The organism is Mesorhizobium sp. M1A.F.Ca.ET.072.01.1.1 (genome assembly GCF_004023325.1).
Classification (GTDB): Bacteria; Pseudomonadota; Alphaproteobacteria; order Rhizobiales; family Rhizobiaceae; genus Mesorhizobium.
Genome location: NZ_RZSF01000042.1, coordinates 17,030 through 31,441, shown reverse-complemented (window position 1 = coordinate 31,441; position 14,412 = coordinate 17,030). Strand labels below are relative to the sequence as shown.

At 64.6% G+C, this 14,412-nt stretch carries 14 protein-coding genes; 2 read left to right on the top strand and 12 right to left on the bottom strand.

Features of this window, described 5'->3' with window-relative positions; genetic code table 11:
- From EOA32_RS09190 to EOA32_RS09165, 6 genes are all read right to left on the bottom strand, one after another.
- The coding region (locus EOA32_RS09190) for an AMP-binding protein (RefSeq protein WP_145971280.1) at positions 1-467 on the bottom strand (467 nt) is incomplete at its 3' end.
- 50 nt (positions 468-517) lie between these two features.
- The gene (gene ggt, locus EOA32_RS09185) at positions 518-2,104 is read right to left on the bottom strand and encodes a gamma-glutamyltransferase (RefSeq protein ID WP_128371550.1); all 1,587 of its coding nucleotides are present in this window, start codon (positions 2,102-2,104) and stop codon (positions 518-520) included.
- A gap of 24 nt (positions 2,105-2,128) precedes the next feature.
- A complete protein-coding gene (locus tag EOA32_RS09180; RefSeq protein WP_128371549.1) occupies positions 2,129-2,929 on the bottom strand; it encodes an ABC transporter permease in 801 nt (266 codons plus the stop codon).
- Positions 2,926-3,849 (bottom strand): ABC transporter permease, encoded by a 924-nt coding sequence (locus EOA32_RS09175; RefSeq protein ID WP_095776231.1) that lies wholly within the window; start codon positions 3,847-3,849, stop codon positions 2,926-2,928. Before EOA32_RS09175 ends, EOA32_RS09180 begins: the two co-directional genes overlap by 4 nt.
- On the bottom strand, positions 3,846-4,928 hold the full coding sequence (locus EOA32_RS09170; protein ID WP_095781972.1) for an ABC transporter ATP-binding protein: 1,083 nt from the start codon (positions 4,926-4,928) through the stop codon (positions 3,846-3,848). Before EOA32_RS09170 ends, EOA32_RS09175 begins: the two co-directional genes overlap by 4 nt.
- A 74-nt stretch (positions 4,929-5,002) precedes the next feature.
- On the bottom strand, positions 5,003-6,043 hold the full coding sequence (locus EOA32_RS09165) for an ABC transporter substrate-binding protein (RefSeq protein WP_067327790.1): 1,041 nt from the start codon (positions 6,041-6,043) through the stop codon (positions 5,003-5,005).
- Between the two features lie 226 nt (positions 6,044-6,269).
- On the opposite strand from EOA32_RS09165, the gene EOA32_RS09160 reads away from it, so the two are divergent.
- Positions 6,270-6,971 carry a GntR family transcriptional regulator gene (locus EOA32_RS09160; RefSeq protein ID WP_066988885.1) on the top strand — a complete coding sequence of 234 codons (702 nt, stop codon included), beginning with the start codon at positions 6,270-6,272 and terminating at the stop codon, positions 6,969-6,971.
- A 9-nt stretch (positions 6,972-6,980) separates the two neighbouring features.
- Here the strand turns inward: EOA32_RS09160 and EOA32_RS09155 are convergent, their stop codons facing one another.
- The 6 genes from EOA32_RS09155 to EOA32_RS09130 all read right to left on the bottom strand — a co-directional run bounded on the left by EOA32_RS09155 (position 6,981) and on the right by EOA32_RS09130 (position 13,044).
- Positions 6,981-8,066, bottom strand: a complete 1,086-nt coding sequence (locus EOA32_RS09155; protein WP_128371548.1) for an ABC transporter ATP-binding protein — start codon at positions 8,064-8,066, stop codon at positions 6,981-6,983.
- A complete protein-coding gene (locus EOA32_RS09150; protein ID WP_066988889.1) occupies positions 8,056-8,658 on the bottom strand; it encodes a cupin domain-containing protein in 603 nt (200 codons plus the stop codon). The genes EOA32_RS09155 and EOA32_RS09150 overlap by 11 nt, the downstream gene beginning before the upstream one ends.
- Positions 8,659-8,863: 205 nt before the next feature.
- Positions 8,864-9,934, bottom strand: coding sequence for an ABC transporter substrate-binding protein (locus EOA32_RS09145; protein ID WP_128371547.1), 1,071 nt, complete (start codon positions 9,932-9,934; stop codon positions 8,864-8,866).
- Between the two features lie 27 nt (positions 9,935-9,961).
- Positions 9,962-10,783: an ABC transporter permease gene (locus tag EOA32_RS09140; protein WP_067327787.1), complete on the bottom strand. Its 822-nt coding sequence runs from the start codon at positions 10,781-10,783 to the stop codon at positions 9,962-9,964.
- Positions 10,780-11,667 carry an ABC transporter permease gene (locus EOA32_RS09135; RefSeq protein WP_095776234.1) on the bottom strand — a complete coding sequence of 296 codons (888 nt, stop codon included), beginning with the start codon at positions 11,665-11,667 and terminating at the stop codon, positions 10,780-10,782. The genes EOA32_RS09140 and EOA32_RS09135 overlap by 4 nt, the downstream gene beginning before the upstream one ends.
- Before the next feature lie 96 nt (positions 11,668-11,763).
- A complete protein-coding gene (locus tag EOA32_RS09130; RefSeq protein WP_245499216.1) occupies positions 11,764-13,044 on the bottom strand; it encodes an FAD-dependent oxidoreductase in 1,281 nt (426 codons plus the stop codon).
- 195 nt (positions 13,045-13,239) lie between these two features.
- Here EOA32_RS09130 and EOA32_RS09125 point away from each other — a divergent pair, with 195 nt between their 5' ends.
- Positions 13,240-14,397 carry a fumarylacetoacetate hydrolase family protein gene (locus EOA32_RS09125; protein WP_128371545.1) on the top strand — a complete coding sequence of 386 codons (1,158 nt, stop codon included), beginning with the start codon at positions 13,240-13,242 and terminating at the stop codon, positions 14,395-14,397.
- Positions 14,398-14,412: the final 15 nt, after the last annotated feature.

Sequence of the window (14,412 nt, the reverse complement as noted above, 5' to 3'; positions counted from 1 at the left end):
ATCTTCACCATCGAGGGCGGCCCGACCGGGCCGCCCTCGATGGTGAAGATGCCGGCCGGCGCGCCTTCAGGCACCGCCAGCCGCAGCACCGCAATGCCGAGGCGTTCGGCAACTTCGACCGAGGGTCCTTGCTCGTCCTTGCCGACAAGGATCGCCTTGACGCCGATGTCGCTGAGATAGAAATCGAGCTCGTCGGCCCGGTAGGCTGGATTGAGCGGCGCGGTGGACGCGGCGGCGGCGACCGCGATGAAGGCCGTTGCCATCTCCGGGCCGTTCGGCAGCACGATGGCAACGCGGTCGCCACGGCCGATGCCGAGCGTGTTGAGCCGGGTCACGGTCTCTTGGATCAGACGGCGCAGCCCCCCATGCGAGAGGACTGTCCGGTCGGGCGCGGCGATGGCTGGCGCGTCTTCGGCGCCGGGCGCGAGGCGATGAGCAAGATCAAAGGGATTTTCGCTTGTTGTCATGGTTCCAGACTATGTTTCGAACGATCGGCCTATGTCCAGCAAAGGGCTGCTCAATATCCGAGCGCCAAGCCGTCCTTGCGCGGATCGGAGGCGCCGGTCAGCGTGCCTTTTTCCCAATCGATGAGCACCGCCTGCCCGCCGCCGAGCGGATGGTCTGGCTCGACAACACGATGGCCGCGGCGGCGCAGGCCTTCGATCGTATCGGGACGCACGCTTCGCTCGGCTTCCACGACGTCGTGATTGTAAAAGACGCGCGGCGCATCCAAGGCCTGCTGCGGATCCATGCCGAAGTCGATCATGTTGGTCAAAAGATGGACATGGCCGAAGGGCTGATAGCCGCCGCCCATGACGCCGAAGGGCATCACGGCACGGCCGTCCCTCACCATCATGCCCGGCATGATCGTGTGCATCGGCCGCTTGCCCGGCGCTATTGCGTTCGGATGCTTCGGATCGAGCCGGAACGAAGTGCCGCGGTTCTGCAGCACGACGCCGGTCTTCGGACCGACGACGCCGCTGCCGAAGGAATAATAGGTCGAGTTGATGAAGCTCACCGCGTTCCGGTCGCGGTCGACGACGGTGATGTAGACCGTGTCGCTGCCCGGCAAAACGACGCGCGGCAAATGCGTCATGGCGCGTTCCCGCTCGATCTCGGCGCGCAGCCGGTCGGCATAGGCGATGGAGAGGAGTTCCTTCACCGGCACCGCAACGTGATCCTGATCCGCGAGCAGGTTGTCGCGGTCGCGATAGGCCAGCCGGCCGGCCTCGATCTCCAGATGCAGGCGCTCTGCGCCATTCGGGTCAAGCGCGCCGAGATCGAAGCCGGCGAGCACGTTCAGCATCAATAGCGCGGTCAGGCCCTGATTGTTCGGCGGCATCTGGTGGATGTCATGACCGCGATAGGAGGTGCTGACCGGCGTCTTGTAGTCGCCCTTCGTCGCGGCGAAATCGTCCAGCGTATGAAGGCCACCGAGTTGGCGAAGCCGGCCCACGATGTCTTCCGCAACGGCGCCTTCGTAGAAACCGGCGCGGCCGCGCTTAGCGATGATGCGCAGCGTTTCCGCCAGTTCCGGCTGGCGATGCACATCGCCGGGCTTTGGCGGCTTGCCGCCCGGCAGGAAAATGCGCGCCGCCACTTCGTCGGCCGACAGGTCGGTTTCCGGATCCTCCCAGTCAAAGGCGACGCGGTCGTGCACGACGTAGCCTTCTTCGGCATAGCGGATGGCGGGTGCGAGCGCTTCGGCTATGCCCTTTCGGCCGTGATCGTCCAGCAGCCGGCACCAGGCGTCGACGGCGCCGGGAATGGTGACCGCGTGCGCGCCCTGCTTCGGCAGCTCGCTGAAACCTCTCTCCAGATACCAGTCGACCGTAGCGGCCTTGGGCGCACGGCCCGAGCCGTTGAAGGCGATCACATTGCCCTCGCCTTTCGGGCAATAGAGCACGAAGCAGTCGCCGCCGATACCGGTCGACTGCGGCTCGACCACGGCTTGCACGGCCGCGGCGCAGACGGCGGCGTCCATCGCATTGCCGCCGGACCGCAACATGTCGATGGCGGCAAGTGTGGCGAGCGGATGCGAGGTCGCGGCCATGGCTTCGGTGGCGCGGACCGGTGAGCGGCCTGGAAACTGGAAATCACGCATTCTGTTCGAGGTATCCCTGTATTCTCAACGTCCGCGGCCGAAAAGCTGGGCGGCGGACAACAAGACGATCGATAGCACGATCAGGCAAGTCGAAATGGCGGCAATCGTCGGATCGATCTGGTCGCGCAATGCATTGAACATGCGGCGCGTCAGCGTCGTGGTCTCACCGCCCGAGATGAAGAGCGACACCACCACCTCGTCGAAGGAGGTGATGAAGGCAAAGAGCGCGCCCGAGACGATCGAGAAGCGCAACTGCGGCATGGTCACCTGGAAGAAGGCCGCGAAGCGGCCGGCGCCAAGGCTGCGCGCCACCATCTCGTGGTTCATATCGTAAGAGCGCAGCCCCGACAGGACGGTGAGCACGACCAGCGGCAAAGCCTGGACGGTGTGGGCGATGACGAGGCCGGTCAGCGTGTTGTTGAGGCCGATGCGGGCATAGAGGAAGAAAGTGCCGATGCCGATCAGGATGACCGGAATGATCAGCGACGCGGTGAGCAGCGCATTGATGGCGCCGGTCAGCCTGAGCGTGCCGGCGTTGATGGCATAGGCAGCTGCGGTGCCGAGCGGCGTCGCCACGATCGCGGTCATCACCGCCACCTTCACCGAGACAATGGTTGCGTCGCGCCATTCGACGGAACCGAAATAGCTCTCATACCAGCGCAGCGACCAGTGCTCGGGCGGGAACTGCAGCAGCGTCGAGCCGGAGAAGGACATGATGACGATAATCACCGAGGGCGCGATCAAAAACAGCATGACGAGGCCGCCGAGCAGATAGAGCCAGAGGCGTTGCCAATGCGTTATAGGCAGGCTGCTTTCCGCGCTCATCGCTGGCTCCAAACGCCGGTGGCGCGCGCGCCGAGCAGCCACTGGAACAAGCCGAGCAGCGCCAGCGTGACGGCAAGCAGCACGACGCCGAGCGCAGCACCCGCGCCCCAGTTCGAGTAGAGGCTGGTCGCCTGCTCCATGCGCATCGCCCACATGATGACCTTGCCGCCGCCCATCAGCGCCGGCGTGACGAAAAAGCCGAGGCAAAGCACGAAGACGATGACCACGCCAGAGGCGAGGCCCGGCAGCGATAGCGGGAAAAAGATCTGCCGGAAGGTGGCGGCGGGGCTGGCGCCGAGATTCATGCCGGCGCGCAGGCAGTCGACATCGATGGTCTTCATCGAAGCATAGAGCGGCAGCACCAGGAAGGGCAGCATGATGTGGGTCATGCCGATGACGACGCCGGCGAAATTGTTGGCGAGCGGCAGCGGCTGGCCGATCACGCCGAGATCGATCAGCCAATTGTTGATCAGCCCCTTGCGCTGCAAAATGACCAGCCAGGCATAGGTGCGCACCAGCACCGAGGTCCAGAACGGCAGGATGACGAAGATCAGGCAGATCGAGGCGGCGCGACGCGGCAGCTGTGACAGCATATAGGCCAGCGGGTAGCCGAACAGCACGCAGGCGCCGGTGACAACAAAGGCAACCTTGAAGGTGGTCGCGAAGGTCTTGATGTAGGACGCCTGCTCGAAGAAGCGCGCGTAATTGGCGAGGCTGAGCTGGCCGCTCTCGTCGAACAGCGACAGCCAGAACAGCCAGCCGATCGGCACAATAATGACGGCAAAGACTAAGAACAGCCCGGGCGACAGCAGTGCCAGCAGTCCCAGCGCCTGGCGCCTGGCATCCGAGCGCAACGCCCTGGCGTTGAGTTCCCCGTCCTGCCGGACGGCGTGACCAAGACTGGCGGACCCGATGCTCATTGATCCGTCACCAGCACGACGTCCTGGGCATCGATGCCGAGCGTGATCGGCTCGCCCGGCGCCGGCAGCTTCGCCAGCACGTCGCTGCGACAATAGTCGCGCAGCGTCACCTGGCGGCCGTCGCGAAGCGTCGCGTAGCAGATGAAGCTGTCGCCCTGATAGATGACATCGCCGACCGTTGCCGGCAGCGCGTTGACGGGACGTGCCTGATCCGCGTCGGCGAGCAGCCGCAATTTCTCCGGCCGCACCACCATCAAGTGCCGACCGGCGGACGGCGCCGGGTCATTCATGCGCAGCTTCCGATCCTCATACCAGACGCTGCCGTTGCGGCATTCGACCGGGATGAAATTGGATTCGCCGATGAAGCCGGCGACGAACTTCGTCTTAGGCCGGGCGTAGAGCACCTCGGGCTGGTCGATCTGCTCGATGCGCCCGGCATTCATGACCGCAATGCGATCGGACATGGTGATCGCCTCGCGCTGGTCATGCGTGACGTAGACCGTCGTCATGCCGAGCCGCCGATGCAGGTTGCGCAGTTCGATCTGCATGTGCTCGCGTAAGCCTTTGTCGAGCGCCGACAGCGGCTCGTCCATCAGCACGATGCGCGGCTCGAAGACGATGGCACGGGCCAAAGCCACGCGCTGGCGCTGGCCGCCGGAAAGCTGGTCGACGCGGCGCTCGCCGAGACCTTTCAGCTGCACCAGGTCCAGCGCCCGCTCGACACGCTCGGCCGTTTCCGCCGCCGATACGCGCCGCTGCTTCAGCGGAAAGGCGATGTTGTGGAAGACGTTCATGTGGGGAAATAGCGCATAGTTCTGGAACACCATGCCGATGTTGCGCTTGTGTGGCGGCATGGTGATGATCTCCTCGCCGCCGACCTTGATCGAGCCGGCATTGGCTCGCACAAATCCGGCCAGGATCATCAGCAGCGTGGTCTTTCCCGACCCCGACGGACCGAGCAGCGTCAGGAATTCACCGGCCGCGACATCGAGGCTGAGATCGCTCAGGATGGAGAGCGCCCCGAAGCGCTTCTCGATACCATGGATGCCGATGGGGAGCGCTGACGGCGCAAGAGACAAGAGCATCTCCTTCAACTCCGGATCATTGATAGCGGGGGAGCAGCGCCTCGGCGCGCCGCTCCGCCCCGCAGTCGTTATTGCTGGATCAGGTTGTTGAACTTCTCGGTCGCCTCGACGAGGTTGTCGCGCCAGAACTCGGGATCCTGAAGCACCTGCTTCTTGACGTTATCGGGCGCGGAGTTGATGTCCTTGATGCGCTCCTGCGGGATCTTGCCGGTCTCGAAGGCCTTCTCGTTGGCCGGGCCGTTGTCGACATAGAGCGGCAGATTGGCCTGGAGGTCGGGGCTGACGAACTTGGCCAGCGCTTTCATCGCGAGGTCCTTGTTCTTCGAGCCCTTCGGGATGACCATGCAGTCGGCGGTAAGCACACCCTGGTCGAAGGAGAAGCTGACAGGTGCGCCTTCCTTCCTCAGGGTGCCGGCGCGGCCGTTCCAGATGCTCGCCATATCGACCTCACCGTCCTTGACGAGCTGCATGGCCTGCGCGCCCGAGGTCCACCAAGCGTCGATGTGACCCTTGACCTTGTCGACGGATTGCAGCGCGCCGTCGATGTCGACCGGATAGACCTTGTCGATCGGAGTGCCTTTGGCGAGCGCCGCGACGCTCAGTGTCTCCGTCGCCTGGCTGCCGGAGAGCGCCCGCCGGCCCGGGAACTTTTCCACGTCCCAGAAATCGGCCCAGGTCTTCGGTCCCTTGTCGCCGAAAACATCGGTCCGGTAGATCAGCACGACGGACGTGTAGGAGATGCCGACCCAGTCGTCATGGACGAGCTTCGGGTTGATGCCGCTCTTGTCGATGACGTTGTAGTCGAGCTTTTCGAACAGGCCCTCCTTGGAACCGCGCGCGCATTCGTCGGCGCCAAGCTCGGTGATGTCCCATTTCACCGCATTGCCGGTGACCTGCAGGCGCACGTCGTCGAGGCCGTTGGTGGTGTCCTGCTTGATGGTGATGCCGAGTTCCTTGGCCGTCGGATCGAAGAAGGCCTTGGTCTGTGCCTCCTGATAGGTGCCGCCCCATGAGGCGACGGTGATGGTGTCGGCGGCCGAGGCCGGAACGGCGGCCGAGGCCAGCAGGCCGGCTACGGCCAGACCGTGAATGCAAAGTCTCTTCGTCATTTTCGCTTCTCCAACCGGTGTTCCCATTATCGTTGATTTGGTATGCGAATTTGTATACAATTTTGAGTGTAATTCTCCGGAAGCCGATGTCAACATGTGCCGAGCGTTTTTTGGGCGGCGATGAGTTGAGGCTTCGGGGCGGGAGCGTTTGATACGGCCCTGTTTCAAGCAGGAGCCAAAAGGCACTAGACTGCGAATCCGTGACTGACCGTTGGAGGCGGGACGCTTGAGCAAGGAGAGAAAGAACACGCTGCGCGATTCGGTGTTCGAGAAGCTGAAGGCGTTGATCATCACCGGCCAGATCCCGCCAGGCGGCCGCGTGACCGAGAACGAGATCGCCGAGCGCCTGAAGGTGAGCCGCACGCCGGTGCGCGAAGCCTTCAACCGTCTCGAGCGCGACGGCCTGGTGATCGGACGTCCGCGCCAGGGCTATATTGTTGCCGAGTTCAACCTGACCATGTTCCGCGAGGCCTTCGACATTCGCGAGCTGCTCGACGGGCGCGCGACCGAGCTGGCAGCGGCGAACGCGACCGCCGCCGACAAGGCGCGGCTGCGCGACATGCTCGCCGAATGCGAACGGCTGGCGGCAATCCCCGACCGCAGCACACGAGAGAAATTCGAGGAGCTGCAGGTCGGCATCGATCTGCACCGGGTGATCGCCGAGATCAGCGGCAACGAGATGCTGCACGGCATGCTTTGCGGCATCCTCGACAAATGCCAGCAATATGTGTGGACCGAGCTTCTGTGGCTGGACGAGTGGAAGCTCACCCGCGAGGAGCATACGGGCATCGTCGACGCGATCTGCGCCGGTGATGTCGCTTTGGCCGGCGAGCGCGCTCGCGCGCATGTGCGCGGCTCGCGCGAGAACATCCTGCGCCTGCTGCAGGCCAAGTCCGATTATCAGGGCTTTTTCGCCAAGGCTTCGTGAGGCCGGCGATCAGTTCGAGAGCACAGGGCAGTTGGCGCCACGCCGCAGGCTGATGTGCGCTACGTCGCCGATGCTGAATCGAAAACCGTCGGCGCGGCGTGGGGCATCGATGACGATTGCAGTCCCCTGCCCCAGTTCGGCGTGAAGGCGCAGCGTGCGACCGTGGAAGACGATGCCACTCACACGGGCCGGCGCGGTGCCTTCGGCGGCCTCGGTGGCCGCCACAAGATCCTCCGGACGAACGCCGATGGTTCGTGCGTCGCCGACAGCCGGTATCTCGCCGGTTTCCGGTATGGCCACCAGCGGCAGCTCGCCGGCGGTAAAGCGCAGCCGCTCGCCGTCGCGCCCGACAAAGCGTGACTGCAGGAGATTCATCGTGCCGATGAACGAGGCGACGAAGCGGGTCGCCGGACGGTCGTAAAGCGTCGCGGGCGGCGCGATCTGCTCGATACGGCCTTTGTTCATGACGACGATGCGGTCGGAAATCGACAGCGCCTCGGTCTGGTCGTGCGTGACCATGACGAAGGTGGTGCCGAGCCGGGACTGAAGCCGCTTGAGCTCGACCTGCATCTGCTCGCGCAGATGCGCGTCGAGGGCCGACAGCGGCTCGTCGAGCAAGAGCACACGCGGCTCGCAGACGATGGCGCGGGCAAGCGCGAGGCGCTGGCGCTGACCGCCCGACAGTTCGGAGATGCGGGCGCGCAGCTTGTCGGCTAGGCCGACCATGTCAAGCGCCTGACCGACGCGCTTGGCCTGCTCGGTACCGGACAGTTTGCGCAGCGAGAGGCCGAAGCCGACGTTCGCCGCGACGTCCATATGCGGGAACAGCGCATAGTCCTGAAAGACGGTGTTGACCGGACGGTCGAAGGGCCTCAGACCGGTGATGTCACCGCCTTCGAGCAGCACTTTGCCGCGGGTCGGGCTCTCGAAGCCGGCGATGACGCGCAGGCTCGTCGTCTTGCCGCAGCCTGAGGGGCCGAGCAGGGTCAGGAACTCGCCCGCCGCAATGTCGAGATCGACCGCATCGAGCCCGACCACGCCGCCCGGGAAGACCTTCGAGACGTTCTCTAGACGAACGAGCGCGTCAGGCGCCATCGCGCACCTCGGAGGGTTTTGTCGTGTTGACCCACAGAATCTGGCAGCGCTCGGCGCCCGGATTGCGGAAGGCATGCAGCAGCGTGCTCTTGAAGCCAAAGCTGTCGCCGGCCTTCAGCACATAGGCCGTGGCGTCAACCACCAGCTCGACCTCGCCCGTCATCACGAAGCCGAATTCGTGGCCGGCATGGGCATAAGCTTCGGCGGTGCCGCCGCCGGCCTCGACCGTCACCAGCATTCCGGTGAGTGTGGCGGCGGGCGGCGACAGCAGCGCCTTGGCGATGCCCTCGGACTTGACCGGGATTGCGCGCCGCTTGTCGGCGCGCACGCAATAGAGGTCGTTGACCGCTTCATCGCCGTCGGCGATCAGGGCCGAGGGCTCGATGTCGAGGGCGGCGGCCAGCGGCCAGATCACCTTGACGCGCAGCGAGGACATGCCGCGCTCGATCTGGCTGAGCGCGCCGATCGATATGCCGGCCTTGGCGGCGAGCTCGGCCAGCGACAGCTTGCGCTCGAGCCTCAGCGCCCGCACGCGCCGGCCGACACGCACGTCGGCATCGTCCTTCGGTTTTGCTTCGTCAACAATGTCCATCAAATAGTCCTTGTTGTCTTTCCACCGGTGCGGCGCAGCGCCGCCAGGCCCCCCTTCCCCCCTTGTGGGGGAAGGTGTCGCCGAAGGCGACGGATGAGGAGTGCTCCAGCGAAGTGAGACGTCGGCGTTCCCTGGATCACCCCTGATCCGTCTCGGCGCTGCGCGCCGATCCACCTTCTCCCACAGGGGGAGAAGGCAAGTGCGCTCAGCCGCCGGCTTTCACCTTCTCGAACATCTTGGCGACGTCGTCGTTCTGCTTCATCGGTCCGGTGAAGATCGTGCTCTTCAGCATCACGTCGGGATCCGCCGGCAGCTGCAGCTTGTCCAGCTCGTCTTTCGACACGCCGGCGAAGGCGGTCGAAAGCGAGCTGCCATAGCCGTAGGACTGGATGAGGTACTTGCCCGAATCGGCGTCGAGCCGGCTGTTGATGAAGTCATAGGCGAGATCGACGTTCTTGGCGTTCTTCAGCATGACGAAGCCGCAGGCCCAGGTGAGCATGCCTTCCTTCGGCTTCATGAACTCGACCGGCACGCCCTGCTTCTTGAGCGACGTGGCCGACGCGTTCCAGGTCATGGCGGCGACCAACTGGCCGCTGGCCAGCGCCTGCTCGACCGAGGTCATGTCGGTGGTGTAGCTCGACAGCAGCGGCCGCTGCTCGCGCAGTTTCGCCGCGACTTTTTCCATCTGCTCCGGCGTCATGTCGAAGGGGTTCACGCCTGCCAGAAGTGCCGCGACGATCGGCGTGTCATGCACGGCGTCGATGGTCGCCATGCGGCCGGCATATTGCTTGTCCCACAAAAGGTTCCAGCTCGCCTCGGGGTTCTTGACCAGATCGGTGCGGTATAGGATCGAGGTGTTGCCCCAGTCCCACGGCACCATCCAGACCTTGCCGTCGCCGGCCTGCAGGTCGGGCAGGTTCTTGAACACCGGAAAGATCGAATCCCAGTTCTTGATGCGCTTGGTGTCGACCGGCTGCAGCAGGCCTTCCTTGTTCCAGCGCGCCACCTTGTCGTAGCAGGGATGGGCGATGTCGGGCCGGAAGCCGGCCTTGACCTTGGTGAAGGCATCGTCGTCATCGCCGAAGATCGTGGCCTCGACGCCGTCCGGATGCGCGGTGAGGAAGCTCTTGTTGAAGTCGGGCAGCTCGTAGCCCGACCAGGTGAAATATTGCAGCTTGTCGGCAGCCAAAGCGACGGTCGACGACAGCGCCAGGGCGAGTGCGGCTAGGCCCGCGCGGGCTTTGTATCCCGTGATCGATTTCAGGTGGACTGTCATTTTCGTTCTCCTCTTTCTTGTTGTGGTTCAGGCTGGATTGCGGCGCGCGGCGCCGAGGCCGCGATGGCGCAGGATCTCGGCGAGGGTGGCGATGACGAAGGACACGGCCAGGATCACCGTTCCGAGCGCCATCACCGTCGGCAGCGAACGCGGGAAGCGCAGTTGGCTCCAGATGTAGAGCGGCAGCGTCGGCTCGGTGCCGGCGAGGAAGAAGACGACGATGAACTCGTCGAAGGAGGTCAGGAAGGCGAGCATGAAGGCCGACAGCACCGCCGGCAGGCTGAGCGGAAGCATGACGCGCCGGAACGTTGTCCAGTCCGACGCCCCAAGGTCGAGCGCCGCCTCGCGAATGGTCTTTGGGATCGCCGCGAATCGGCTGCGCATCACCACCACCGTCGTCGGCAGCGCCACCAGGATATGGCCGAGCACAATTGCGACGCGCGACGGGCCGAGGCCAATGAGATTGACCAGAATCAAGAGCGAGATGCCGACGATGACGCCGGGGATCAGGATCGGCAGCCGGGCTATGGCACTGATCGTAGCCGCGAGCGGCGAGCGGCCGTAGAGGTCCATATAGGAAACGGTGATGCCGCATAGCGTTGCCCCCGAGGCAGCAACGACACCGATGACGAGACTGTTGGCCAAAGCGCCGGAGAGCGCCGGATTGCCGTAGAGGGTCTCGTACCAACCGAGCGTGAAGCCCTGCAGCGGAAACGCCGCCTGGATGGAATCGTTGAAGGAAAACAGCGGGATCAAAAGGATAGGCAGATAGAGGAAGACGAGATAGGCAAGCACATAGAGGCCGAGCCAGCGGCCGCCCGCATTTGCCTCTTTGCGCGCCGCGCTCATGTGCGGCTGCCAAACCGGCGGTCGGCGCCGCGCGCGACCAGGACCACGCACAGGATGACCAGCATGACGCAGACCGAGAGGGCCGCGCCGAACGGCCAGTCATTGGCCTTGCCGAATTGCGACTGGATCAGCGTGCCGATCATGGTGCTGGCCGGGCCGCCGACCATAGCCGGCGTGACATAGTCGCCGACGGTCGGCACGAAGACGACGAGAGCCGCCGCCAGTACGCCCGGCATCGAATTGGGCAGCACGACGCGGCGGAACGACGTGAACGGGCGCGCGCCGAGATCGGAGGCGGCTTCGAGCAGCGATTTCGGGATGGTATCCAGCGCCACGTAGATGGGCAGGATGGCGAAAGGCGCGTAGGCGTGCGCAAGCGTCACCACCACCGCCGCCGGCGTGTTGAGGAAGGCGAGCGTCGGCTCCGACCAGAGACCGCTTTCGATGAAAGCCGAGTTCAGCACGCCGTTGTAGGCAAGCACGATCTTCCAGGCAAAGACGCGCAAAAGGTAGCTGGTCCAGAACGGCAGCGTGACCAGGAAGAGCAGCAGGTTGCGCCGGCGGCCGGCATGGAAGGCGAGGTAGTAGGCGACCGGATATGCAGTAGCGACGGTGGCGAGCGTCACCAGGCCGGCGATGACCAGCGAGCGCAGCGTCACCGTCCAGTAGAGCGGATCGGTGGCCACAGTTACGAAGTTTGCCGCCGTCAGGCCGGCGCCGAGCAGCGAGCCGTCGTTGCTCCTGAAGGCAAGGAAGAGCACCAGGCCGAGGGCAAAGAGGATGAGGAAGAAAGTGACCAGCCCGCCGGGCAACAGCATGGCAAAGCGGAAGACCGGCGAGATGCGGGTTTCCGGCGATGGCCGCGCTGCAACGATGGTGGACATCTGCTAGCTGCCCATCGGATTTTTGAAATCAGCTAATGATTTTTCATATTCATGAAACTGTCAAGCTAAATCGGTGATGCGCTGCCGCGTTCAACTTCAGCGCTCGAGGGCATCCAGCATCCGATACCAGGCGATGGTGGCGGCAACGCCGACCTGGCGGAAGGCGTGGAACGGGATCGGCCGGATCGGCGACAGCGGGAAAGGCAATTGACTGACGTCGCCGGTCGCGAGGTAACCCGCAATGCGCTTGCCCAGCGCGCTCATCAGCCCGACGCCCCTGCCCTGGCAACCGACCACGGCAAGCAGGTCCTTTTCCGGCTCATGCAGGTGCGGGAGATGATCCGGGGTCATCGCCACACGACCGAACCAGCGCTTTTCGATGGCGATGCCGGAAAGCGCCGGATAGAGGCGCAGCAGCGCGCGTTCGCAATGCGCCCAGTCGGCCGCGCTTGAAGGCAGGGCCATGCGGCCGCGTCCACCCAACACCATCCGGCCATCAGGGCTCTTGCGGTAATAGATCAAGATGCGGCGGGAATCGGAAACGGCTTGCCCGCCGGGCAGGATGCTTGCGGCAAGCTCCGCCGGCAGCGGTGCCGTGGCGATCTGGAAGGAATGCAGCGGCACGATTGTTTGCGCGAGGCCGGGCAGCAGGCCATCCGTATAGGCGTTGGTGGCGAGTACGACCCTCGTCGCGCGCAGTTCGGCGCCGCCTTGCGTGGAGACCCGCCAGACGCCGGCTTCCTTGGTGAGCCTCACCACCCGCTGCTGCTCGGCGATCCCGGCGCCGACGGCAGAGGCGACGCGGGCAAGCTCGAGCGTGTAGGACAGCGGATCGATGACGCCGGCGCGGCGGTCGAGCCAGCCGCCAAGATAGCCCTTGGCGCCGGTCATCGCGGCGATCTCGGCCCGGTCGAGCAGCTTGACGTCGGCGCCACGCGCCCGCCATTGCCGATCCCGGTTCGCCGCCGCCTTCAGCGCGGTCTCGGTGTGCGCGGCCTGGATCCAGCCCTTCCGCGTGAACGGCACCGCAAGCTTCTCGTCACGGATCACATGGAACACCGCGTCGGCCGTCGAGGCGGCGAAGTCGACGAGGGCCTCGCCGCGCTCCTTGCCAAAGTGCTCGATCAGCCATTCGGGATCATATTTGAGGCCGGGAATGACCTGGCCGCCGTTCAAGCCCGACGCGCCCTGCCCGATCGCGCCGGCATCCAGCACCTGGACGGAAAGACCGGCGCTTGCCGCGTGCAAGGCGGTCGACAGACCCATGATGCCGCCGCCGACGATCACCGCATCGAGCGTGCCGTCGCTCGACAGCTCTGACTGGAACGCCGGAGCTGTTGGAGGCTTTTGCCAGATCGGATCGGAAAAGGTGGGCAATTGGTCACCTGAGGCGCTGGAGGCTCGTGAAAGTCCTATTGCTGATTTCATGAATTTGAAAGAGGACCCGATGGGCCAGTCCGCGCTTGGCTATGTGACAGCATGCCATTGGCTCATAACCTCGCCATCGATGGGATAGACGTTTGCATTAAATGCGGGGAAAGTGCCGCGCGACAATCGAGAGGACAGAAGACCATGACCGATTTAACCCGCCTCCCTGGCGACGGCCTTTTCGTCGGCCGCGCCAGGACCAGCGAAGCCTCCCATCCGCTGGTGGTCACCGTGCGCGCAGGCGAGGTCATCGACATCACGTCGAGCGCGGCGCCTACCGTGCGCGACCTCTGCGAGCTGAAGGACCCGGCCGCCTACGTGCGCTCGGCCCGCGGCGAGGCAATCGGCGCGCTGGAAGACATCGCAACCAACAGCTTCGAGTCTCAGCGCGACGCCAAGAAGCCGATCCTGCTCTCCCCCGTCGACCTGCAGGCGGTGAAGGCTTCCGGCGTCACCTTCGTCGTCAGCCTGCTCGAGCGCGTCATCGAGGAGCAGGCGCGCGGCTCCGCGGAAAAGGCCGACGCCATCCGCGCCGACATCGCCGGGCTGATCGGCCATGATCTCTCCAAGCTCAAGCCAGGCTCGCCGGAAGCGATGGAGATCAAGGCCAAGCTGATTTCGCGCGGCGTCTGGTCGCAATATCTGGAAGTTGGCATCGGCCCCGATGCCGAGATCTTCACCAAATGCCAGCCGATGGCCTCCGTCGGCTTCGGCGCCGATGTCGGGCTGCATCCGGTCTCCACCTGGAACAATCCGGAGCCGGAGATCGCGATGATCGCCGACAGCTTAGGCCGCATCGTCGGCGCCACGCTCGGCAACGATGTCAATCTGCGCGATGTCGAAGGACGCTCGGCGCTGCTGCTCGGCAAGGCCAAGGACAACAATGCTTCCGCCTCGCTTGGACCTTTCATCCGGCTCTTCGACGAGACCTTTTCCATCGCCGACGTGAAGCGCGCCACGGTGCGGCTAAGCGTCGAGGGCGAGGACGGTTTTTCGCTGGAGGGCGCAAGCTCGATGGCCGAGATCAGCCGCTCGCCGGAAGAGCTGGTCAAAGCCGCGATAGGACCGCATCACCAGTACCCGGACGGGCTGGCGCTCTATCTCGGCACCATGTTCGTGCCGTCGAAGGATCGCGGCGAAAAGGGCAAGGGTTTTACGCACAAGGTCGGCGACACCGTCACCATCTCGTCGGAAAAGTTGGGCGCGCTGACCAACCGGGTGCGCCTGTCGCCCGACTGCCCGCCCTGGACCTACGGCGCCAGCCACCTGATGCGCGACCTCGCCAGAGCCGGTCTGATCTAGCAGCGGATCACAACG